The sequence below is a fragment of the Agrobacterium tumefaciens genome (assembly GCF_009649785.1).
Classification (GTDB): domain Bacteria; phylum Pseudomonadota; class Alphaproteobacteria; order Rhizobiales; family Rhizobiaceae; genus Agrobacterium; species Agrobacterium tumefaciens.
The window spans coordinates 1-19,937 of record NZ_WJOK01000040.1; the positions used below are offsets into that span (position 1 = coordinate 1).

A 19,937-nucleotide genomic window follows, 5' to 3' on the forward strand; every position below is an offset into this window, starting at 1 on the left:
ATATTTTTCGGAATAAAGGTGATTATTAATTTACAAATTTGGTGTTTATACCACACTATAGAATTTCGAATGGAGCATAACCCGCAGTCGGCGCTGTATTTCGGCGGCTGTTATTAGTTTTTGCATCTCTTGCTTGCAAGTGGTTCGGCTCATTTGCCGCGTGCCGCCATGATCGCGGTGCATCAGCCTTTGCTGAGTTTGTTTGCTGCTGCCCCAATATTCCCTCCGGCTGTGGCGTTGTGTCTGTCCGGATGCGTGGAGGGAAACTGGGCGATTTATTTTAAGGCGGGTGATAGCCAATTTCATGAAACGGCATTTTCAAATGTTGAATTTTAAGACAAAACTGGACGGTCTGGCGGAGATTTTCGGGGCGTTTTTGCACGACCGGAGGGCCAGTTTCGCCATTATGACGGCGTTGCTGTTGCCGGTTTTCCTGCTTTTTTTCGGGTTTCTTTTCGAAGGCGGCCGGGCGTTGGCCTATTATAGCCAGTCGAAGCGGGTGGTTGCACAGGCCTGTGAGCGTTCGACAAAACCGACGCGCACGAACGTACCCCTGGATGAGGTGCGCCGTAAAAACGTGCTCGACACGTTCGACGCAGTGATCCGTTCCACCAAACAGGATGTGGTCAGTCGCGATGTTAAAATCGACTGGCTGACGACGGATATAGACGCAAAGTTCAGCTACAAAACCGTGTTCAGTGGCATGTTCGGGGCGGAAAAACTGGACTATCAGCTGTCGTACCGTTGTGGCGGTATACCGCCTTATCCACATGACGGTGAGGTCGTTGTCAACAACACCTTCGAAAAGACGCTGAACGGCACGGAACGTATGCTGAAAAACGGCAGAACCGCCAAAACACCCAACGGCTGCTGGGGTGTTTATACCTATGCCGAACTGGGATGGGATGGCGGTACGGGGCCGGGCATCGAACTTCAGGATTGGAGCAATGCGGATTGCCGGAAGAACCATGGCTGGCAGGGCTACGGGGATCAGGAAAAGGAGAAAGAGACAAGCGCGGGGATGACATGCACCCCAAAGTCACAGGCTACTCTTCCCAAAGAAAACAACGATTCGAAAAACGGCAGCAAGGCGCAAACGGATGGCAAGGACGCCTTGAATTCCGAGCAGGAGCAGCAGTGTACTACAGAAGAGAAGAACAACACGCCCTCGATGCGCAACGGCCAAAATGAGCGAATACCGCCAACCCGCTACGCTGTCGAACTTGACAGTCACTGGGAAGGGCAAAAAAGACGCGACGCCAACAGCTCGATCTTCAAATATGTGGAAATGCATCCCGGCAAATACGAAATCTCGGTCTGGTACAACGGGCGAAACCAAAATTACGAAGGCTCGAACGACATCGATATTTCGCTGCAGGTGTTGCGGCCCCAAATGGGTGTAGAGAAAAAAATTATCCAGATGAGCCAGAAGGCGAATGAAATTCGATGGGAGCGCCGAAGCTACGAGGTCACTGTCGATACTTATTCGCTATACAAGCTGTCGATCGCCGCCGCTGGAACGAGCGACAGTCTGGGTGGCATCATAACGGCATTCGAGGTCACTTATCTTGACTCGTTTTAAGATATCGCATCTTGACTTCCCCAGTCTCATCCGGTCGCTTGCCACGGATATCCGTGCGGCTACCGCCGTTGAGTTCGGTTTGCTTTTGCCGGTCTATCTCCTGCTGATCTTCGGTATCATCGAAGTTAGTCTCGTGCTTTTCTTCAGCCTCAATATGTCGACGGCGGCCACTGCCGGGACTGAATATCTGCGCAAGGCGGCGGCTAGCCGAACGTCCGTTACCGCGGCGGAGTTCAGGCAGGTTATTGCCTCGAATTTCCTGCTCGCGACAACTGAAGATGACCTGAAAATATCGCTCATTGCCATTGCTGATGCCAACCTTGCTACTACACCGGTGACATTTCCGGTCGAGAACAAATTCGAGGCGCCAAGCAAGGCCGCCGGGCAATATCTTCTGGCGCTGGGGTATGACTGGAAATTCATTCTTCCCACCACCCATCTGCTCGTTCCCAGTTCCGGGGGCAAGCCGCAATTGCAAAATCTCTCTCTGGCGATCACCGCAGTTCGGGTGACGGAATGATTGGTAAGAGATTGAAATATCTATCCATCTCGCTGATAAGTTCGCGCTCTGGCGTTGCCGCGGTGGAATTAGCGCTATTGATGCCTTTGCTCATTCTAGTACTGGCGATGGTGATCGAAATCGGGCGTGGCTGGATGAGCTATGACCGTTTCGTAACAGTTGTGGACAATACGGCCCGTTGGTCGGCCCGATTCCCGGAATTTGAGGAGCGCGTCAGGACTGGCGTCAAATCCTTTGTCATGGCTGCCGGGCGCCCGCTCGAATCTGAAAAGCTTGATCTGACGCTCAGAAGCGCCAAGCTTGTGGGTGGGGTCGCCGTGACCGAGTTCGCCCCATACAATTTTTTTGGCAACGCCGAAAACGTGAAGTGGGACAAGATATTGACGCAAGGAAACTTCAAGACCGAAGAAGCGGTAATCGTAATTTCGGGGCGTTACAAATACCGCCCGCTCATTTCTTTGCTGGGCAATACGGATATCGAGTTCGAATACGTGACGGCGGTAAACCCGTATTTCTCCCGACACTACAAATATCAGAAGGAAAAGTCGGACTGGCTTTTCTGGAATGTTCGCTGACGGCATTGGTCAGGGGCTTCACCCTAGCCAATGCCGTGGCGTTTCAGCGATAATGATCGGTGACGGTTTCTAGGATGACCTCGCCCCCGTTCAACCACGTCGCACAATCCCTCAACGCCCGCGCTGCAACGAGCTGGCGTTTCATGATTGTCTTGTCCTTGCCGCGAAAACGTTTCACGCCTTCCGGCTTGACGATGGAGCCTGGCTCCAGTTCCGGGAAGAGGCCGAAATTGATGTTCATCGGCTGGAAGGAACGTTTGCCCGGCTCATCATTCGAGGAAAGATGCCCGCCGGTGATGTGGTTGAGAAGTGAGCCGAGGGCTGTCGTTGCGGGCGGCAGGCTCGGGGTCTCGCCTTTCCGTTCAGCGGCAGCGAAACGGCCGGCCAGAAGTCCGACGGAGGCGCTTTCCACATACCCTTCGCAGCCGGTGATCTGGCCTGCAAAACGCAGGTCAGGCCGGGATTTCAGCTTCAGCGATGGATCGAGCAGGATGGGGGAATCGATATAGGTGTTGCGGTGCAGGCCGCCCAAACGGGCGAATTCCGCATTTTCGAGACCCGGGATCATGCGAAATACATCCGCCTGCGCGCCGTATTTCAGTTTGGTCTGGAAACCCACCATGTTGTAAAGCGTGCCGAGCGCATTGTCCTGGCGAAGCTGGACCACGGCATAGGCCTTGACGGTGGGGTTGTGGGCGTTGGTCAGGCCCATCGGTTTCATAGGGCCGTGGCGCAGCGTCTGGCGGCCGCGTTCAGCCATGATCTCGATTGGCAGGCAGCCGTCGAAATAGGGTGTGCCTTCCCATTCCTTGAAACCCACCGTGTCGCCGGCGATCAGCGCGTCGATGAAGGCGTTGTATTGCTCCTCGTTCATCGGGCAGTTGATGTAATCCTTGCCCGTGCCGCCGGGGCCAACCTTGTCGTAACGCGACTGGTACCAGCAGATATCCATGTTGATGCTGTCGCGGTGCACAATGGGGGCAATGGCGTCAAAGAATGCCAGGGCATCCTCACCCGTCTCGGCCTGAACCGCCGCCGCCAGATCCGGCGAGGTGAGCGGGCCGGTGGCGATGATGCTGCTGCCCCATTCCTTCGGCGGCAGGCCGGAAACCTCTTCGCGCAGGATCGTCACCAGTGGGTGACTTTCGAGCCGGTCCGTGACGGCCTGAGAAAATCCGTCGCGATCGACGGCAAGCGCGCCGCCGGCAGGTACCTGATGCCTGTCGGCGCAGGCCATGATCAACGAGCCGGCAAGCCGCATTTCCGCATGGATGACGCCCACTGCATTGGCGGTCGCATCGTCGGAGCGGAAGGAGTTGGAACAGACCAGTTCCGCCAGCGTATCGCCCTTGTGCGCTTCCGTGCCGCGCACGCCGCGCATTTCGTGCAGGATGACTGGAACGCCGCTTTCAGCGATCTGCCAGGCGGCTTCCGAACCGGCCAGTCCGCCGCCCACGACGTGAATGGGAGAATAGGTCTTGTCTTGCATGCTGGCGCCCATAGGCCGCGTGGGGGCAAAAGCTCCCCTCCGGCGGCTGTCTTTCGAGTGATTGTTCCGCGCGGGTCCCGAAGGACGCGTTTTTCAGGGCGATGCACTACCATGCATGGCTGCGACAGCCAAATGTTTTTGCGGGTGGCACGATTGGGGCGGAGGGAATGTGGTCTCTATGCTTGTAAGCCAAAAATCTCCGGCGAATACCGCCAGAATCAAAAACGGCGCCAGAGGCGCCGCTTTCTTTTACCTGTCGCTCAATCGTCGCGCCCTGGAGGTCGGGCAGCGGGACGATCTTTTACGCCTTAGCGGAACGAACGGGAAGCTACGTTACGGATGTCGTAACGTGTCAGGCCGATGTCGCTCAGGGCCTGGTTGGACAGGCTGCCAAGTTCGTTGATCGTGCGACGGTAGGAGATCCAGTTCTTTGCGATGCGGATAGGGTTCATGATCGTTTCCTCAATCTTTCTTTGATTTCGTCGGCCGGCTCAGTGTTTCTGTGCTCTCGGCTGTTGAGGTTTTATATATAGACATTGAGCCATGTTGTGCAGTGCAGAATTTAGGCGACTGCCATGCATTTGTGCACTATGTCGGCTAAATTTGCGGCTTTGACTACCGTATGAGCAAAATATGAGCGGAAATGCCTGTCTTTCGGGCGGTTTTGAAGAGGTTTGCGGCCATTGGCGGTGTTAGACCGGCTTTTTGCTCCCCTCAGCGGTGCGTGAAGGGCGTTGGGGCTCTCCAGACATGCCGGATGCAGCCGCCTAATCGATGCATTTTTCATCTGTTTGTCACGCGCACATGCCGGTGGGGCGCCGCGGCTCGATCCCGAGAGGGTGCCAGAACGAAAAAAAAGGCCGGAGGCGGGAGCCTCTGGCCTTTTGGGAGAGTCGTCTCGCATCCGCCGCTTCAAGCGGCGAAGCGTATTAGATGCCGACGGCGGTGCGTGCGACGCGACGGATGTCCTGACGGCCAATGCCGAGGTCATTCAGTTCGCGGTCGGTCATGCGGCCGAGTTCGGTTACGGTCTGACGATACTTGCGCCAGTTGGTGAGCGAGCGTGTAATGTTCATTGTCATCTTCCTCTTCGTGCTGTCCAGCATTTCCGGCCCGTCTTGGGAGGATTAGGCTCGGGGCTGAACTCGATCTCTGTATGACCATGAATATAATCGGTTTAATAAAAACAAAAACAGACAAAGCAAGATGCCACCTATGCATGGAACGCAAAGCAAGCCGGTAAATGACCCCAATTGCGGCGGTTGCTGCATAATTTGTGACCAATTTGTGTGCTTTTAGTGAACTTGGCGACATCTGTCGCTGCCAAGCCGTGCGGTCCGGCTGAATACAACGGGTCGGGCAGGGCAGCGGCGAGGATAGGGATGCAAAGGTCGTTCGTATAAGGGCTTCGGCTGGAGGCGCGCGTTCTCGTAAAATGACGGGCGGCATGTCCTATATATAATGTCATGTAGCCGCATAAATGTTGCGCGTTTTTCCTGTCGGGACATGTGAAGCGGGACGGGAAAGAGGGAGACGGCGTGCGCAGCTTTGCGGCCCCTCGTGTCATCGTCTGCGGGCGCGTCGTTCCCTTTTATGCGGGCACGAAACGGCAAGAACGTACCGGCCGGCTTTTGCGGCTGGGGCGGGGACCCAAGAAAAGTCCGGGCGAAACGGGACGCGGCGATAAGGCGTGCTTGACCCTTCCAGAACATTGTGACATACCGCCGCCCAACGTGCGGGTATGGCGGAATTGGTAGACGCATTGGTTTTAGGTACCAACGCTTCGGCGTGGGAGTTCGAGTCTCTCTACCCGCACCACAAGTAAAGCATGGCTGTGCCACGCTTGTGCCAGAGTGCATCCTTAGTGATGCAGGGAGCTTTGGGGTTCATCATCCCCTCCGCGCCCTTGTCTCCGGCGCGAGCGCAATTTTGTCCGGCAGGCGCTTGTGTGAAGAAATAATGGAAGCCACGGCCGGGGAACGACGTTTCCGGCGCAGTGCTCGAAAGTAAACCAACGGCTGTCTGAGCACCGCCGCCATGATGTGAAGGTTTGAGAAAATGCAGGTTATCGAAACGCTGGCTGAAGGCCTGAAGCGCGAACTCAAGGTCGTTATCCCGGCTGCCGACATGAAGGCCCGTCTGGACGAGCGCCTGGTTGACGCCAAGGACAAGGTTCGCATCAACGGTTTCCGTCCCGGCAAGGTGCCGATGGGCCATCTGAAGAAGATGTATGGCAAGTCCATCATGGCCGACCTCGTCAACGAGCTGGTTCGTGAAAAGCCTTCCGAAATCCTTTCCAGCCGCGGTGAGAAGTCTGCAACGCAGCCGGCCATCTCCATGACCGAAGACGAGCAGGAAGCCGAAAAGATCCTTTCGGCTGAAACCGATTTCGAATTCACCGTTGCCTACGAAATCATTCCGGCCATCGAACTGAAGGCCAATGACGGCATCAAGGTTACCCGCGAAGTTGTTGAAGTCTCCGAAGACGAAATCAACGAGCAGATCCTCAAGATCGCTGAGAGCGCCCGTACCTTTGAAGCCAAGAAGGGCAAGGCCGCCGAAGGCGACCGCGTCACCATGAACTATCTCGGCAAGGTTGACGGCGAAGCCTTCGATGGCGGCGCTGCTGAAGACGCTGAACTGGTTCTCGGTTCTGGCCGCTTCATCCCCGGCTTCGAAGACCAGCTCGTTGGCGTCAAGGCTGGCGACGAAAAGACCATCACCGTGACTTTCCCGGCTGACTACCCGGCTGCGAACCTCGCAGGCAAGGAAGCCAACTTCGACATCACCGTCAAGGAAGTTGCTGCTGCCGCTGCTGTTGAAATCAACGACGAACTGGCGGAAAAGCTCGGTCTCGAATCGGCTGAAAAGCTGAAGGAAATCGTTCGCGGCCAGATCGAAAGCCAGTACGGCAACGTAACCCGCCAGAAGGTCAAGCGTCAGATTCTCGACCAGCTCGATGAAATGTACAAGTTCGACACGCCGGCTGGCCTCGTCGATGCCGAATTCGACAACATCTGGCGCCAGATCAACACCGATCTTGCCCAGTCCGGCAAGACCTTCGCTGATGAAGACACCACGGAAGAAGAAGCCCGCGAAGAATATCGCAAGCTAGCTGAACGCCGCGTTCGTCTCGGTCTCGTTCTCTCCGAAATCGGCGAAAAGGCTGGCGTCGAAGTGACCGAAGAAGAAATGCAGCGCGCGCTGTTCCAGCAGCTGCAGCAGTTCCCCGGCCAGCAGAAGGAAATCCTCGATTTCTTCCGCAACACCCCCGGCGCTTCCGCTTCGCTGCGCGCTCCGATCTTCGAAGAAAAGGTCATCGACAAGCTGCTCACGGAAATCTCGGTAACGGACAAGACCGTTTCCAAGGAAGAGCTTCTGGCTGACGACGGCGAAGAAGCAACGGAAACCAAGAAGAAGGCGCCTGCCAAGAAAAAGGCTGCTGCCAAGGCTGACGACGCCGCTGAAGGCGAAGAAGCCGCTCCGAAGAAGAAGGCTCCGGCCAAGAAGAAGGCCACTGAGGCCGACGCCGAATAATCTTGGCGGGCGAAAGCTGAATGAATGGAAGGGCCGTGGCGAAAGCTGCGGCCTTTTTTGTTTCGTCTGGCGATGCGGTCCATCCGCCTTGGGCGGTGGCCAGCGGACCCAAACCGCGCCGCTGACCGATCTCGCCTGTTAAAATTGCTCCCGGCTATCGCTTCTGGGATCATTATTCACCTGATGAGGCGCATATAGATCGCTGCGGGCTTTTCGCCGCCATGGTCGTGCGGGATTTTCACGATCGATAGCAATGTCTGCTATTGCGATAGCCGGTAAACCGTTCATCGGGCATTGCGCCACCCAACGGCCATCCGGTGCGGCGATTCCCGAGGGAGCAGCTGTACTCTGAGCCGCCAAGGTGGAATAGCTGGCCCAATAGGTGTTGCTCACCGCATGCCCCAATATTTCGGCTGCAAATGCCGGGGCATTGGACGGGCCATCACCTGCGGTGGAAAACAGCACGCAATCGACGTTCAGCTTCTCGTATTCCATGAATATTTCTGGGTAGTGCGCCTCCATGCCGAGCGCGCAACCAAAACGGAAGCCATCGATTTCAAACGTCACCGGTACAGTTCCCGGCGAGTACATGAACGAGATTTTGGTGTTCGACAGCAGGCGCTCATCGTAGCGAGTTATAAGCTTCCCGCGATCGGAGATGACGTACAGGCTGTTATACGGTCGATGTGGCGGAGTAAGCTGATGGACGGAACCGAGAATCGTCCAAAGCTTCAGCCTTCGCGCCAGTTTTCTGGTCGCTTCCAGTTCTCTGCGCAGAGTTTCCCATTCAAAGCGCGTCCAGTCGGAAGGCCCGATTTCTCTCGGCCCAGTTTCGGACATGATGCGTTTATTGGGCCAGCACGTTGCCCCTTCCGGAAAATGGATGAGACGGGCGCCGGCCTTATGGGCATCGCACATGAGGCGACGCATTTCTTGCCCGGCTGCTTTCAGTGCCGAAACCATACGAGGGTCGTCGACCAGCGACGTTTGCGCGACAGCCATTCGTAAAGAAGGGCTAACTGGCATGTCGGGAGTTCGGCGGATATGCTTGAGCGCCGCCGTATAGGACTCGCCGGTTTTCGCTGCACGAGCTCTTACGCGGCGTTTGAAATTATTATTTTGCGTCATGATCAGGCCTTTCACGTCCCGGACGCGATTCCCCAGCAACCCGCCCGAAACGATCGGACCAAGACAGTAGCCTGAGACAACGACAGTCCCTTTGCCTCCGTTCAAGACCATGCTGGGGAAGGTCTGGGAGGTTAGGCGCAGGCTTCGCCTTTTTGTCACTATCAGTGGGAAAACGTTGAGTCGTCAAGCTACCGCAATTCCGCATTACATGAACCGGAGAATTCGACACTCCGACATCTTCACGTCTTTCTCGACTATTATCTTCAGAAGGCATGACAGGGCTTTGGGCAGTCGCGGCGATGGGCAGAAGAAATTATTTGATTGAGGGTATCTCCGGGGCTGGTAAAACCTCGGTTGCAACGGAACTTCAGCAACGCGGCCTTCATGTGATTCACGGCGACCGTGAACTGGCTTACAAAGGCGACCCCGAAACGGGCGAACCCATGGATGTCGCGCTGTTTCAGGGCGACGACACAAAAATCGCCTTCCGTCACCGACATCACATCTGGAATGTCGAAAAAGTTCGGCAGCTTGTGGCTGATCAAGAGCACGCCGTCACCTTCTTCTGTGGCGGATCGAGAAATTTTCGACGCTTTATAGATCTGTTCGATGAGGTCTTCGTTCTGGATGTCGACGCAGCGACCTTACAAAGACGGCTGGCTGCCAGGCCGGAGGATGAGTTCGGTGGCAATCTGGCCGAAAGACAATTTGTCCTGCAACTCCACGCAACGAATGAAGACCTTCCAGTCGGTGCATCTGCCATTGATTCATCGAGGTCTTTGGGAGTGGTGGTGGATGATATTCTGGCTCGTTGCAATGTTCCGAAGGCAGGAAATTAACACGCTGCGGTTCCCGTCACCTTCGTTTTGATCACAATGCGGTGCAGCATGATTTTTTGCTGCATCTGCTCTTGTTCATCTCCCGTTCATCTGGCACCCTGCGCAGCATGATTTGCCTTGGCTGCCGGTGCAGCCGTCAAGGAAACATGGCCGCCAACGCGCGGCTGTCATCGCTGCCAAAACCTTTGGCCTTAAGCTTTTACCGTGCCTGCCGGGTTCACCCGGTGCGCCCTTAATTTGCCAGGGGACAAGATATGTCGCCACGAACGGGCTTCGCCCTGTTGTTTTCTCTGTTCGCCGCGATTGGCACCAACGCCCGTGCCGATGAGCCGGAGTTGATCTGGAAGCCGGTCAAGAATTCCGATCGTTCCTATACGGCGCGTATCGGTGCGAAGCTGCCGGTCGAGACGCCGATCCGGGCGGGGCTGGAAATGGGCATGAATGCCTCCAGGACGGGGCAGGTGGTGGATACGCCAGTAAGGTTGTGGGGCAATGTCACGCTGCTGGCGGAGCAGCTGCCCGGCGTGTCGCTTGCCCGTGATGTCGGTGTCCTCTTCAACGCGTTGACGGGGTCGAGCAGCGTTTCCATGACGTCGCGACAGAAACGCATTGTTACGCCGGAACTGGATATCGAGGCCAACCGCAATTTCACGGTGCGTTATGACGGCACGGCGCAGCAATGGAACGGGCTGGACGTATCGCAGTCGCTGCGCCTTTCCCGCTCGGAAACCGGCACGGCTTTCGTGCTGACGGGGGCAAGCCGCAACAGCTTCAACGAGTTCAGCAGCGGCGTGGCCGTGGAGCAGAAGATCGGCGATCACCTGACAGTGCGCGGAACGCTCGATCAGGGATATGCGGATCATTTTCGGCCGGGTGTGAGTGCGCGGTATAGTATTCGGTGGTGAGGGGCGTCACCGGTTATCGTATGGATGAGCAGAAGGTGATAGACGTTCTTGCGCCGCATTCGGCGTCATCCTTGGGCTAGTCCCATGGATCTAATCACGTCGCATAAAATCGCGACGTTGCAGAGGCTCGGGACAGGCCCGAGCATGACGGAGGAGAGGTTTGCGCACATTGCAAACGATCTCCACCCGCAACAGCCAGCCTCAATCCTTCTTCAGCTCACCCATGCGGTTCCACGCGTCGAGACCGGCAATCTTGTAGGCCTCGGCAAGCGTGGGATAGTTGAAGGTGTTCTCGACAAAATATTCCACCGTACCCTTCAGGTTCAGCACCGCCTGGCCGATATGCACCAGTTCGGTGGCACCTTCGCCGACGATGTGGACGCCGAGCAGACGGCGGGTTTTCAGCGAGAAGATCATCTTCAGCAACCCGCTGTCGAGACCCATGATATGGCCGCGTGAGGTTTCGCGGAAATGGGCGATGCCGCATTCATAGGGAATGTGGCGTTCGGTGACTTCTTCTTCCGTCAGGCCGCAGGTGGAGATTTCCGGAACGGCATAGATGCCGTAAGGGAAGAACTGCGGCGGTTCACCGGCCGGTGCACCGACCGCGTGGCGGGCGGCGATACGGCCCTGTTCCATCGAGGTGGAGGCGAGGCTCGGAAAACCGATGATATCGCCGGCGGCGTAAATGTTCGGCACTGTTGTCTGGAAGGTCTCGGGATTGACCTTCAGGCGGCCGCGGCTGTCGGCTTCCAGCCCACAGGCGGAAAGATTGAGCGTATCGGTTGCGCCGACGCGTCCGGCGGCGAACAACACCGTCTCGGCTTTAAGGACGCGGCCGTTGCTGAGCGAAACGAGGCACTTGCCGCTGTCGTCGCGCTCCACCTTTTCCGCTTTCTGGCCGAAGATCAGCTTCATGTTACGGTCGCGCAACTGATAGGTGAAGTCCTCGACGATTTCCTTGTCGATGAATTCCAGCATGGTTTCGCGCGGTTCCACCACCGTTACCTGCGTGTCGAGCGCACTGAAGATCGTGGCATATTCGATGCCGATGACGCCCGCGCCGACAACGACCATGGAGCGCGGCAGTTCCTTGATCTCGAGTATCTCGTCCGAATCGAGCACTGCCGCGCCGTCGAAGGGAATATGCGGTGGCCGGTAGGGCCGCGTGCCGATGGCGAGCAGAATGGAAGCGCCGGTGACGTTCATGACTTCACCGTCGTTCTTCACCACCTTCACCGTGTTGGCATCGACGAAGCTTGCCGTGCCGCGAATGTGCTGCACGCGGTTGCGGGCGAACTGGTGTTCCAGCACCTCGACCTCGTGGTCGAGCGTGATCAGCAGGCGGCGGCGCAGATCGTCCGCGTCGATTTCCTGCTTGACGCGATAGGAGCGGCCGTAAAAACCGCGTTCGCGCCAGCCGGTGAGATTGAGCGCGGTTTCGCGCAATGTCTTGGAAGGGATGGTACCTGTGTGCACCGAAACGCCGCCGACGCGGCTGCCCTTCTCGATGACCAGAACCCTCTTTTCGAGCTTGGCGGCCTGGATGGCGGCGCGTCTTCCCGCCGGACCGCTGCCGATAACAATCAGATCGAACTGGTACATGAAAACCCCGGAACAGAATGTATTGCAATGACCGGATGTCGCATCCGGGATGGCGCTGCCGCGAAATGGTCGTGATGCCATTTTGACCAGGGGAAGTGATTCCCTTGTCAGCCTTGCACACAAGAGTGCAATGCAACAAACGCCTGCGTCAATCTGTAGCGCAATAATCTGACGGATTCGTAACCGTTTTGTCCGCTTGTCGTTTTGCGACGCAAAGATGCGCCTTTGCGCCCGGCACGGCCTTCGCCGTCGGGTTTTCGCGGTTTCAGACGGGTTGTGCCCGGTCACGCTCTGATTGGGTTTGGAGTGGACGGATGCTTGCGCGACCGGGCCTTTCCAGAAAGCCGTATTTCGCAAGAGGCAGTGCACGGCCTTTTGCGAAATGGTCCTGTCACCATGAACGTGCCACCGTTCCCACCACCAGGACCGTCCTTCGGTTTACGCCACGTCTGGCGTCTACCCAGCAGGACTGCATTCAAGATAACAGGGTAAGGCGGGGCGGGGAAAAGCGGGGATGGATTTTCGCGCGCCGGTTCTTTCTCGTCAGTCTTCTTTCCGGGTCACATGGCGGTGAAGGGCAGCGAGGTCCTGCCTGAGTGCTGCCAGTTCGGCCAGTACCTTCACGTCGATCTTTTCGTGCAGAGACAGCACCTCAAGCTCGGCTTTCAGGTTCACCTCATAATCCTTGGCGGCCTCGAAGCGGTCACGAGCGGCCTGCCGGTTCTGCGACATCATGATGATCGGCGCCTGAATGGCCGCGAGCATGGAGAGCAGAAGATTGAGGAAGATGAAGGGGTAGGGGTCGAAGGCCCGCGTCGTCAGCACGATGGTGTTGATGATTGCCCAGAACACCAGGAAAAAGCAGAAGCTGAGGATAAATCCCCAGGAGCCGCCAACCCTTGCAATGCTGTCGGCCAGCCTGTCGCCCAGGTTTGCCCCGGCGGAAAATTCCGCATTGGTGTCGGTCGAGACCAGCTTTTTCTGGTGCGACAGTTCCAGAATACGACGCTCGACCTCGCCGATTTCCCGGGAGGAGCGCTTGAAGTGTGAAACGATATAGTCGGAGATGTCTGACACGGTGCTTCTCGTGGTGCTGATGGTTCGGTACGGCCCTGTCGAGATAAACCCGCATGGCAAAGGAATTCAAACGATTTCCGCTGCCATGCCGTTCAGCCATCCAGACCCATCAGACAGAGGGCTTAGCGTCATTTACCCAGTTGAAGCCGGGGAAGAAGCGCTCTCGGCCATATTGCTCGCCGAACATCATGTCGAATTGCAGCAGGCGATAATTGCGCACCACGTCCGGAATGGAATTGGGTGAAATCGACCAGTCGGGCAGGGCCTTGCCATCCGTTGCCACCAGCATATGCCGGTCGACAACGGAAAACGCATCCTGCACTTCACCCAAAGTCCCCGTATAGAAGGGGTCTGAGAAACCGGCTGTTTTCAGTACGTGATAGGGCAGCAGCGCCGGGCTGATGGTGCCGATATTCTTGCGCACGCCCGTCTTCGAGGACCAGACGACAAGCGGCGTCTCGTGTTCCTTTTTCATGACTTCCAGCGGCGCGCGGCGGCTGGCCACCATGCCCGGCATGTAGCCGCTTTCCACGAATGTCTGGCCAAGCGGCGGCAGGTGATCGCCGAAGAGCACTATGATGGTTTCGCGCTCGCGCTTTTTTGCCCAGCGCATCAGCTTCAGAAGGGCGTCGTCGGCCTCCGCCACGCCCTGCGCATAGGTACCAAGCGCCTGCGATGCGGAAGCGGAAAGATCGCCCTCTACGCCGATGGTGTTGCTGGCATAACGGCCCGCCTCGTAAGGTCCGTGTCCCTGCAGGGTGACGGCGAAGAGGAAGAGCGGGTTGCGCGCATCGTCCGCGGCCACCATGATCTGGTCCATCAGCGCGTCGTCGGAGGCGAAGTTGCCGCGCTTTTCCATGGGCGGCAATGTCTCTTCCGAGCGGAACTCCTCGAAGCCGAAATTCCTGTAGACTTCCTTGCGGTTCCAGAACCATTCCTGAAACGGATGCATGGCGATGGCCGAATATCCTTCGCCACGGAAGAAGCTGGCAAGCGAGGGCACCGGGCGGCGGATATATTGCTGGTAGGGAATGCTGCCATAGGGCAGGAAGGCGTTGGAAAAGCCGGTCAGCGCCTCGAATTCCACATTCGCCGTCATGCCGCCGAATTCCGGCGAGAACACGTTGCCGGATTGCTTGGCGCGGATGTTGGGCATCGGATCAACAGAGAGCTTCACGTTTTCAAGCCGTGTCGGATCCCAAAGCGATTCGCTCATCAACATGATGACATCAGGGTAATCGCCCGTGTTGGCGGCAAAGGCGGCGGGTTCCGAGGTCAGGTCCGCAATGCTGTTTTCGCCGTAACCCTGCGGCGCCGAGACGTTGGCCATGGGAATATTGAAAGCAAAGGCCATCAGGAAACCGTTATGGCGGTAATTCTCCTGTTGATCCCACATCATGGGGATTATGTTGAGACGATCGCGCACCCACGAATAATGCGAATAGTCCATGAGCGAGGCGAGGCCGGCCAGAAGCGGCAGCGCCAGCACAAGACCTGCGGCGCGTTCGCGCCAGCTCAAGCCCGGCGAATAACGCCGCGCCAGCAGCCACAGGGTGGAAAGGGCCGCAACCGTGGCGCAAAGGCCAAGGCCGACCAGCACGGCCGTCAGCGGCTGGGCTTTCAGCATGGTGGGCAGAAGCTCGAGGATCTGCCGGCCGAACAGCAGGTCGGAGGGATAAAGCGGATCGGAGAGATAGGTCTGTTTCTGCGCGGAAATAAGCCCTGTCAGCGCGCAAAGCGGCGCAACGGCGATGAGCGACAGGTAACGGCGGCCGAGGATGGAATCCAGCGCTACGAGCAGCAGCAGCACGGCGGCGATGGTGGTCATGCCGGGGCGGGCGGATGAGGTGAGGAAGGTGCCGACATCAACTAGCGAACCGCGGGCGATCCATTCCAGCGCGACGACAAGCACGACCGACGAAAATGTCAGATTGGCAAGCGTGTAGGCCTTACCCGAAAGCTTGGAAAGGCTCCGCGTCCATGCAGGCGAAAAGACAAAATCAGCCTTTTCGGAAGCCGTTGTTTTTGGCGCCGAATTTCTCAAACTCATACTCCGGTATTACGAGGCGACACCGCGCAATTCGGGGAGGTGAATCGGGGCGTCGCAAAACTGTCATGTAACTGTCACATAAGCGCGATGAACGCGACATGAACTTTGCGGAGTGTGGCCGGTGCGGTGATAACCTTAGCGTGAATGCCGGTTGCGGCTTCATCCTATCAAGGTGGTGCGGCATGCAATTGCCGCGTTGCGGAGCGGGCACGGGCGCGGTATTGAAAAGCCATGAGCGACAGACACGACATCAAAAACCATCTTCGAATTGCCGTCGGGCAGTTCAATCCGACTGTTGGCGACGTGGCGGGCAATCTCGCCAGGGCGCGTGAAGCACGGGCCGATGCGGCGACGCAGGGTGCCGATCTCCTGCTTCTGACCGAGCTGTTCATATCCGGCTATCCGCCGGAAGACCTGGTATTGAAGCCGGCTTTTCTGAAAGCGTGCCTGAAGGCCGTGGAAGAACTGGCGGCGGAAACCGCCGATGGCGGGCCGGGCGTCGTCATCGGTTTTCCGCGTCAGGGTGAAACGGGCCGGCACAATTCGGTTGCGCTTCTGGATGGCGGCAGGATCATCGCGCTGCGTGACAAGATTGACCTGCCGAATTACGGCGAGTTCGATGAAAAACGTGTTTTCGCCGAAGGTTCGATCTCCGGTCCCTATAATTTCCGCGGTGTCCGGATCGGCATTCCGATCTGCGAGGAAATCTGGAACGATATGGGTGTGTGCGAAACGCTTGCCGAAAGCGGGGCGGAAATCCTGCTGGTGCCGAATGGTTCGCCCTATTATCGCGGCAAGCTGGATGTGCGCCATCAGGTGGCGCTGAAGCAGGTAATCGAAAGCGGCTTGCCGCTGGTCTTCGCCAATCAGCTTGGCGGGCAGGACGAGCTGGTTTTCGACGGCGCGAGCTTCGGTTTCAATGCCGACAAGACCCTTGCCTTCCAGATGAGCCAGTTCGAGGCGACCCTTGCCGTTACCGATTGGAAACGCACCGCAGAAGGCTGGCGCTGTGAGAGCGGTCCTTTCTCGAAAATCCCTGAAGGCGAGGAGGCGGATTACCGCGCCTGCATGCTGGGCTTTCGCGATTACGTCAACAAGAACGGCTTCAAGAGCGTGGTTCTCGGCCTTTCCGGCGGTATCGATTCGGCGATCTGCGCTGCGCTTGCTGTTGATGCGCTGGGCGAAGAGCGGGTGCGCTGCATCATGCTGCCCTATCGTTACACCTCCGAGGATTCGCTGAAGGACGCAGCCGATTGCGCCAGGGCGCTCGGCTGCCGTTACGATATCGTGCCCATTGCCGAACCGGTGGATGGGTTCCTGTCGTCGCTTTCGGAAATGTTCGAAGGCACGGAAGAAGGCATTACCGAAGAAAACCTGCAGAGCCGTACACGCGGCACCATTCTCATGGCTGTTTCCAACAAGTTCGGCTCGATGGTGGTGACAACAGGCAACAAGTCGGAAATGTCGGTGGGGTATGCGACGCTTTATGGCGACATGAATGGCGGTTTCAATCCCATCAAGGACCTCTACAAGATGCAGGTCTACGCCATCTCCAGTTGGCGCAATTCCCATGTGCCGCCGGGCGCGCTCGGACCGTCCGGCGAAGTGATCCCCGCCAATATCATCTCCAAGGCGCCATCCGCCGAATTGCGACCCAACCAGACAGACCAGGATTCGCTGCCGCCCTATCCGGTGCTGGACGATATTCTGGAGTGCCTGGTGGAAAAGGAAATGTCGGTCGAGGAAATCCTCGCGCGTGGCCATGATATCGCGACGGTGCACCGGATCGAGCATCTGCTCTATCTCGCCGAATACAAACGCCGCCAATCCGCGCCCGGGGTGAAGATCACCAAGAAGAACTTCGGCCGCGATCGCCGTTATCCGATTACCAACCGGTTCAGGGACAGGTAGTCGAAGGAGCGCATGGGGGAGCTTGCTGGACCCCGAATCTAGTTCGGGGTGACGGAGTGCAGATGCTGCGACTTCGCCATATATCGATGTCAAAGAAGCATCCTTTTCCTCCAACGGCGCGGACACGCCGCGCCGTTTCCCTATCTCGTTAAATAACCTGCCCCACATCGACGCGGTTGCCATCCGGGTCTTCGAAAACGAAGGCCCGCAGGCCATAATCCTTGTCCTGCAGACTTTTGATGATGCGAAGCCCGTGGTTTTTGCAAAGCGCATGCAGCGCGTCGGCGTCGCTAACCAGCATATGCGCCACATTGAAGGGGGCCGGTTTGTGCGTCGACTGCAATGTCAGGTGCAACTCGGCGTTACCTTGTTTCAGGATCATGAAACCGACAGGGTTGCCGTTTTCGAAGGTCTTTTCGAAGCCCAGCACACGGACATAAAAGTCATGGGCCTTCTCGATATTCTTGACAGGAAGCATTGCGGCGATCCGACCGAAGCGGATGCCGTGATCGGCGATGGTGTTCATCGCGGAACCTCGGATCTGGGAGAAACGGGCAGGGGTGCGGGCGGTGCCGGAACGCTGCTGTTTTTTCCTATTTGAATTTGCAGGGCGGTGCCTGCGGCAATAGGATCATAATCACGGCGGTGGCGGATGCAAACGGAATGTTTGTGCCATTCAACGCTCCACGCCAGACGATCGACAGGCCCGGGAGGCAGCATGCGCAGTTCCATCGAAATCTTCAACATCCGCACTCGGCAGATGCGGGTGGTCTGGCAGACGCCGGAGCTGTTCGAGGCTCCGAACTGGTCGCCGGACGGGAAATACCTGCTTCTGAACTGCGACGGTCTGCTTTATCGCCTGTCACTTGCTGGCGACCCTTCGCCGGAAAAGGTCGATACCGGCTTTGCGACAATCTGCAACAATGACCACGGCATTTCGCCTGACGGTTCGCTTTATGCCATTTCCGACAAGGTGGAGTTCGGCAAGAGTGCCATCTATCTGCTGCCTTCGACGGGCGGAACGCCGCGTCTGATGACTAAGAACCTTCCGTCCTACTGGCACGGCTGGTCGCCGGACGGGAAAGGTTTCGCCTATTGCGGCATTCGCGATCAGGTTTTCGATATTTATTCCATGGACATAGACAGCGGCGTTGAGACACGCCTTACCCATGGTGAGGGCCGCAATGACGGGCCGGATTATTCGCCGGATGGAGAATGGATCTATTTCAACTCCAGCCGCACCGGCCAGATGCAGATCTGGCGCGTGCGGGTGGATGGCTCGGCCGTCGAGCGTATCACCGACAGCGCCTATGGCGACTGGTTCCCGCATCCGTCTCCCAGCGGTGACAAAGTCGTCTTCGTCTCCTACGACGCCGATGTCTTCGACCATCCGCGCGACCTCAACGTGCGCGTGCGGCTGATGGATATGGATGGCGGCAATGCCGAAACGCTGTTTGACCTTTTCGGCGGGCAGGGAACGATGAATTCGCCCAACTGGTCACCGGACGGGGATGAGTTCGCTTATGTGCGGTATTTTCCCGTTGGGTGATGCGGTAGGGGGTGCTTCAGCCGGCGCGCGTCTGCGCGGCGGCTGAAGGCCGCAATACGCCGGTGAGGTGGCCACGGTCACATTGCCGCATCGCTGCGCAAGATACTTGTATTTGCAATCTTTGTTGCTCATAAGCTTCTTCGTCAGGTGCCTGCCCTTTAGGGCGGGAGAATCGGGAATCCGGTGCAAGACCGGAACGTGCCCAGCGCTGTGAGGCGGATGCCCTTTTTCTTGATGCCACTGAATCCATTCGGGAAGGCGAAAGTGGGCGGATGAAGCCGAGTCAGAAGACCGGCCTGACAGGATAGACCAAACCGCGTGGACGGCGGCAGGTTGTTGCAGCAGCGCGTCGTGCAGGCGAAAACCGGAGCCGGTTTTCGTGGCGGCGCGCTAGCATTGTTGGGGATAGACGATGCCGACCGATCCACTCGCGACCAGTTCGCTCGACGCCGATGCATTCGATCACGCGCTTTCGCCCGCCTACCCGTTTTCCGAGGGGGAGCGAGAGGTGATCTACCGTGCCATCGAAACCCGCCGTGATGTGCGCGACCAGTTCCTTCCGGATCCATTGCCGGAAGATGTGGTCGAGCGCCTGCTGAAGGCGGCGCATTCCGCGCCATCAGTCGGTTTCATGCAGCCGTGGAATTTCACGCTCGTCACTGACGGTGCGGTCAGGCAGGCAGCCTGGGTTGCCTTCAGCCGCGCCAATGGCGAGGCGGCGGCGATGTTCGAGGGGGAGCAGCAGGCGCTTTACCGCAGCCTCAAGCTTGAGGGCATCCGCAAGGCGCCGCTCAGCATCTGCGTCACCTGCGATCCGACGCGTGGCGGCAAGGTGGTGCTGGGCCGCACCCACAATCCGCGCACCGATGTCTATTCCACCGTCTGCGCCATCCAGAACCTCTGGCTTGCAGCGCGCGCCGAAGGCATCGGCGTCGGCTGGGTCAGCATTTTCCACGATAGCGACATTCGGACCATTCTGGAAATCCCGGACCACATCGAGATCGTCGCCTGGCTATGCCTCGGCCGCGTCGATACACTTTATACCGAGCCGGAACTGGCGGTGAAGGGTTGGCGGCAGCGCGTGCCGCTGGAGGAGCTGGTGTTTCGCAATCGCTGGGGCGGGCGGTAAAGAGAACACGCGACCGCCTTGTGAGTGAGATAGAGCGTTGC

17 protein-coding genes, 1 tRNA gene and 1 riboswitch are annotated in these 19,937 nt (G+C 57.7%); of the genes, 10 read left to right on the plus strand and 8 right to left on the minus strand.

Going from position 1 to position 19,937, the window contains the following annotated elements; genetic code table 11:
• Positions 1 to 304: 304 nt before the first annotated feature.
• Genes GH784_RS25900 through GH784_RS25910 form a run of 3 tightly spaced genes read left to right on the plus strand, consistent with a single transcriptional unit; the run spans position 305 to position 2,677 of the window.
• Positions 305 to 1,582 carry a pilus assembly protein gene (locus tag GH784_RS25900; RefSeq protein WP_236759519.1) on the plus strand — a complete coding sequence of 426 codons (1,278 nt, stop codon included), beginning with the start codon at positions 305 to 307 and terminating at the stop codon, positions 1,580 to 1,582.
• Positions 1,569 to 2,102 (plus strand): TadE/TadG family type IV pilus assembly protein, encoded by a 534-nt coding sequence (locus GH784_RS25905; protein WP_065702463.1) that lies wholly within the window; start codon positions 1,569 to 1,571, stop codon positions 2,100 to 2,102. Before GH784_RS25900 ends, GH784_RS25905 begins: the two co-directional genes overlap by 14 nt.
• Positions 2,099 to 2,677 carry a TadE/TadG family type IV pilus assembly protein gene (locus GH784_RS25910; RefSeq protein ID WP_065702464.1) on the plus strand — a complete coding sequence of 193 codons (579 nt, stop codon included), beginning with the start codon at positions 2,099 to 2,101 and terminating at the stop codon, positions 2,675 to 2,677. Before GH784_RS25905 ends, GH784_RS25910 begins: the two co-directional genes overlap by 4 nt.
• A gap of 43 nt (positions 2,678 to 2,720) precedes the next feature.
• On the opposite strand, the gene trmFO is transcribed toward GH784_RS25910, so the two are convergent.
• The 3 genes from trmFO to GH784_RS25925 all read right to left on the minus strand — a co-directional run bounded on the left by trmFO (position 2,721) and on the right by GH784_RS25925 (position 5,242).
• Positions 2,721 to 4,178 carry a methylenetetrahydrofolate--tRNA-(uracil(54)-C(5))-methyltransferase (FADH(2)-oxidizing) TrmFO gene (gene trmFO / locus GH784_RS25915; protein WP_025593591.1) on the minus strand — a complete coding sequence of 486 codons (1,458 nt, stop codon included), beginning with the start codon at positions 4,176 to 4,178 and terminating at the stop codon, positions 2,721 to 2,723.
• 296 nt (positions 4,179 to 4,474) lie between these two features.
• Positions 4,475 to 4,618 (minus strand): DUF1127 domain-containing protein, encoded by a 144-nt coding sequence (locus GH784_RS25920; protein WP_003515516.1) that lies wholly within the window; start codon positions 4,616 to 4,618, stop codon positions 4,475 to 4,477.
• A 477-nt stretch (positions 4,619 to 5,095) separates the two neighbouring features.
• On the minus strand, positions 5,096 to 5,242 hold the full coding sequence (locus GH784_RS25925; RefSeq protein WP_003502992.1) for a DUF1127 domain-containing protein: 147 nt from the start codon (positions 5,240 to 5,242) through the stop codon (positions 5,096 to 5,098).
• 659 nt (positions 5,243 to 5,901) lie between these two features.
• On the opposite strand from GH784_RS25925, the gene GH784_RS25935 reads away from it, so the two are divergent.
• Positions 5,902 to 5,984 (plus strand) — tRNA-Leu (locus tag GH784_RS25935).
• 240 nt (positions 5,985 to 6,224) lie between these two features.
• On the plus strand, positions 6,225 to 7,703 hold the full coding sequence (tig, locus tag GH784_RS25940) for a trigger factor (protein WP_003515514.1): 1,479 nt from the start codon (positions 6,225 to 6,227) through the stop codon (positions 7,701 to 7,703).
• A gap of 138 nt (positions 7,704 to 7,841) precedes the next feature.
• On the opposite strand, the gene GH784_RS25945 is transcribed toward tig, so the two are convergent.
• A complete protein-coding gene (locus GH784_RS25945; protein ID WP_083211511.1) occupies positions 7,842 to 8,831 on the minus strand; it encodes a carbon-nitrogen hydrolase family protein in 990 nt (329 codons plus the stop codon).
• Positions 8,832 to 9,130: 299 nt separating this feature from the next.
• Here GH784_RS25945 and GH784_RS25950 point away from each other — a divergent pair, with 299 nt between their 5' ends.
• Both GH784_RS25950 and GH784_RS25955 read left to right on the plus strand, forming a co-directional pair.
• On the plus strand, positions 9,131 to 9,670 hold the full coding sequence (locus GH784_RS25950; protein ID WP_065702546.1) for an AAA family ATPase: 540 nt from the start codon (positions 9,131 to 9,133) through the stop codon (positions 9,668 to 9,670).
• 254 nt (positions 9,671 to 9,924) lie between these two features.
• A complete protein-coding gene (locus GH784_RS25955; RefSeq protein WP_013636246.1) occupies positions 9,925 to 10,575 on the plus strand; it encodes a hypothetical protein in 651 nt (216 codons plus the stop codon).
• Between the two features lie 201 nt (positions 10,576 to 10,776).
• Here GH784_RS25955 and sthA read toward each other — a convergent pair whose 3' ends face one another.
• The 3 genes from sthA to GH784_RS25970 all read right to left on the minus strand — a co-directional run bounded on the left by sthA (position 10,777) and on the right by GH784_RS25970 (position 15,307).
• Complete coding sequence (gene sthA, locus GH784_RS25960) at positions 10,777 to 12,180, minus strand: Si-specific NAD(P)(+) transhydrogenase (protein ID WP_003515506.1); 1,404 nt, start codon at positions 12,178 to 12,180, stop codon at positions 10,777 to 10,779.
• Positions 12,181 to 12,723: 543 nt separating this feature from the next.
• On the minus strand, positions 12,724 to 13,257 hold the full coding sequence (locus GH784_RS25965; protein ID WP_003515504.1) for a DUF1003 domain-containing protein: 534 nt from the start codon (positions 13,255 to 13,257) through the stop codon (positions 12,724 to 12,726).
• Between the two features lie 109 nt (positions 13,258 to 13,366).
• On the minus strand, positions 13,367 to 15,307 hold the full coding sequence (locus GH784_RS25970; RefSeq protein WP_065702467.1) for an LTA synthase family protein: 1,941 nt from the start codon (positions 15,305 to 15,307) through the stop codon (positions 13,367 to 13,369).
• 231 nt (positions 15,308 to 15,538) lie between these two features.
• On the opposite strand from GH784_RS25970, the gene GH784_RS25975 reads away from it, so the two are divergent.
• Positions 15,539 to 17,218, plus strand: coding sequence for an NAD+ synthase (locus GH784_RS25975; protein ID WP_065702468.1), 1,680 nt, complete (start codon positions 15,539 to 15,541; stop codon positions 17,216 to 17,218).
• Positions 17,219 to 17,366: 148 nt separating this feature from the next.
• Here the strand turns inward: GH784_RS25975 and GH784_RS25980 are convergent, their stop codons facing one another.
• Entirely contained in the window at positions 17,367 to 17,744 is a 378-nt protein-coding gene (locus GH784_RS25980; protein ID WP_065702469.1) for a VOC family protein, read from the minus strand.
• 192 nt (positions 17,745 to 17,936) lie between these two features.
• On the opposite strand from GH784_RS25980, the gene GH784_RS25985 reads away from it, so the two are divergent.
• Complete coding sequence (locus GH784_RS25985; protein ID WP_065702470.1) at positions 17,937 to 18,767, plus strand: TolB family protein; 831 nt, start codon at positions 17,937 to 17,939, stop codon at positions 18,765 to 18,767.
• Positions 18,768 to 18,895: 128 nt separating this feature from the next.
• Positions 18,896 to 19,081, plus strand: a riboswitch (cobalamin riboswitch).
• A gap of 98 nt (positions 19,082 to 19,179) precedes the next feature.
• On the plus strand, positions 19,180 to 19,896 hold the full coding sequence (gene bluB / locus GH784_RS25990) for a 5,6-dimethylbenzimidazole synthase (RefSeq protein ID WP_065702471.1): 717 nt from the start codon (positions 19,180 to 19,182) through the stop codon (positions 19,894 to 19,896).
• The last annotated feature ends 41 nt before the right edge of the window (positions 19,897 to 19,937 follow it).

Coding starts and splice junctions, on each gene's coding strand:
- tig (WP_003515514.1), top strand. CDS start 6,225: ATGCAGGTTATCGAAACGCTGGCTGAAGGCCTGAAGCGCGAACTCAAG.
- GH784_RS25980 (WP_065702469.1), bottom strand. CDS start 17,744: ATGAACACCATCGCCGATCACGGCATCCGCTTCGGTCGGATCGCCGCA.
- GH784_RS25920 (WP_003515516.1), bottom strand. CDS start 4,618: ATGAACCCTATCCGCATCGCAAAGAACTGGATCTCCTACCGTCGCACG.
- GH784_RS25900 (WP_236759519.1), top strand. CDS start 305: ATGAAACGGCATTTTCAAATGTTGAATTTTAAGACAAAACTGGACGGT.
- GH784_RS25970 (WP_065702467.1), bottom strand. CDS start 15,307: ATGAGTTTGAGAAATTCGGCGCCAAAAACAACGGCTTCCGAAAAGGCT.
- GH784_RS25910 (WP_065702464.1), top strand. CDS start 2,099: ATGATTGGTAAGAGATTGAAATATCTATCCATCTCGCTGATAAGTTCG.
- GH784_RS25925 (WP_003502992.1), bottom strand. CDS start 5,242: ATGAACATTACACGCTCGCTCACCAACTGGCGCAAGTATCGTCAGACC.
- GH784_RS25975 (WP_065702468.1), top strand. CDS start 15,539: ATGAGCGACAGACACGACATCAAAAACCATCTTCGAATTGCCGTCGGG.
- GH784_RS25945 (WP_083211511.1), bottom strand. CDS start 8,831: ATGACGCAAAATAATAATTTCAAACGCCGCGTAAGAGCTCGTGCAGCG.
- bluB (WP_065702471.1), top strand. CDS start 19,180: ATGCCGACCGATCCACTCGCGACCAGTTCGCTCGACGCCGATGCATTC.
- GH784_RS25955 (WP_013636246.1), top strand. CDS start 9,925: ATGTCGCCACGAACGGGCTTCGCCCTGTTGTTTTCTCTGTTCGCCGCG.
- GH784_RS25950 (WP_065702546.1), top strand. CDS start 9,131: ATGGGCAGAAGAAATTATTTGATTGAGGGTATCTCCGGGGCTGGTAAA.
- GH784_RS25985 (WP_065702470.1), top strand. CDS start 17,937: ATGCGCAGTTCCATCGAAATCTTCAACATCCGCACTCGGCAGATGCGG.
- trmFO (WP_025593591.1), bottom strand. CDS start 4,178: ATGGGCGCCAGCATGCAAGACAAGACCTATTCTCCCATTCACGTCGTG.
- sthA (WP_003515506.1), bottom strand. CDS start 12,180: ATGTACCAGTTCGATCTGATTGTTATCGGCAGCGGTCCGGCGGGAAGA.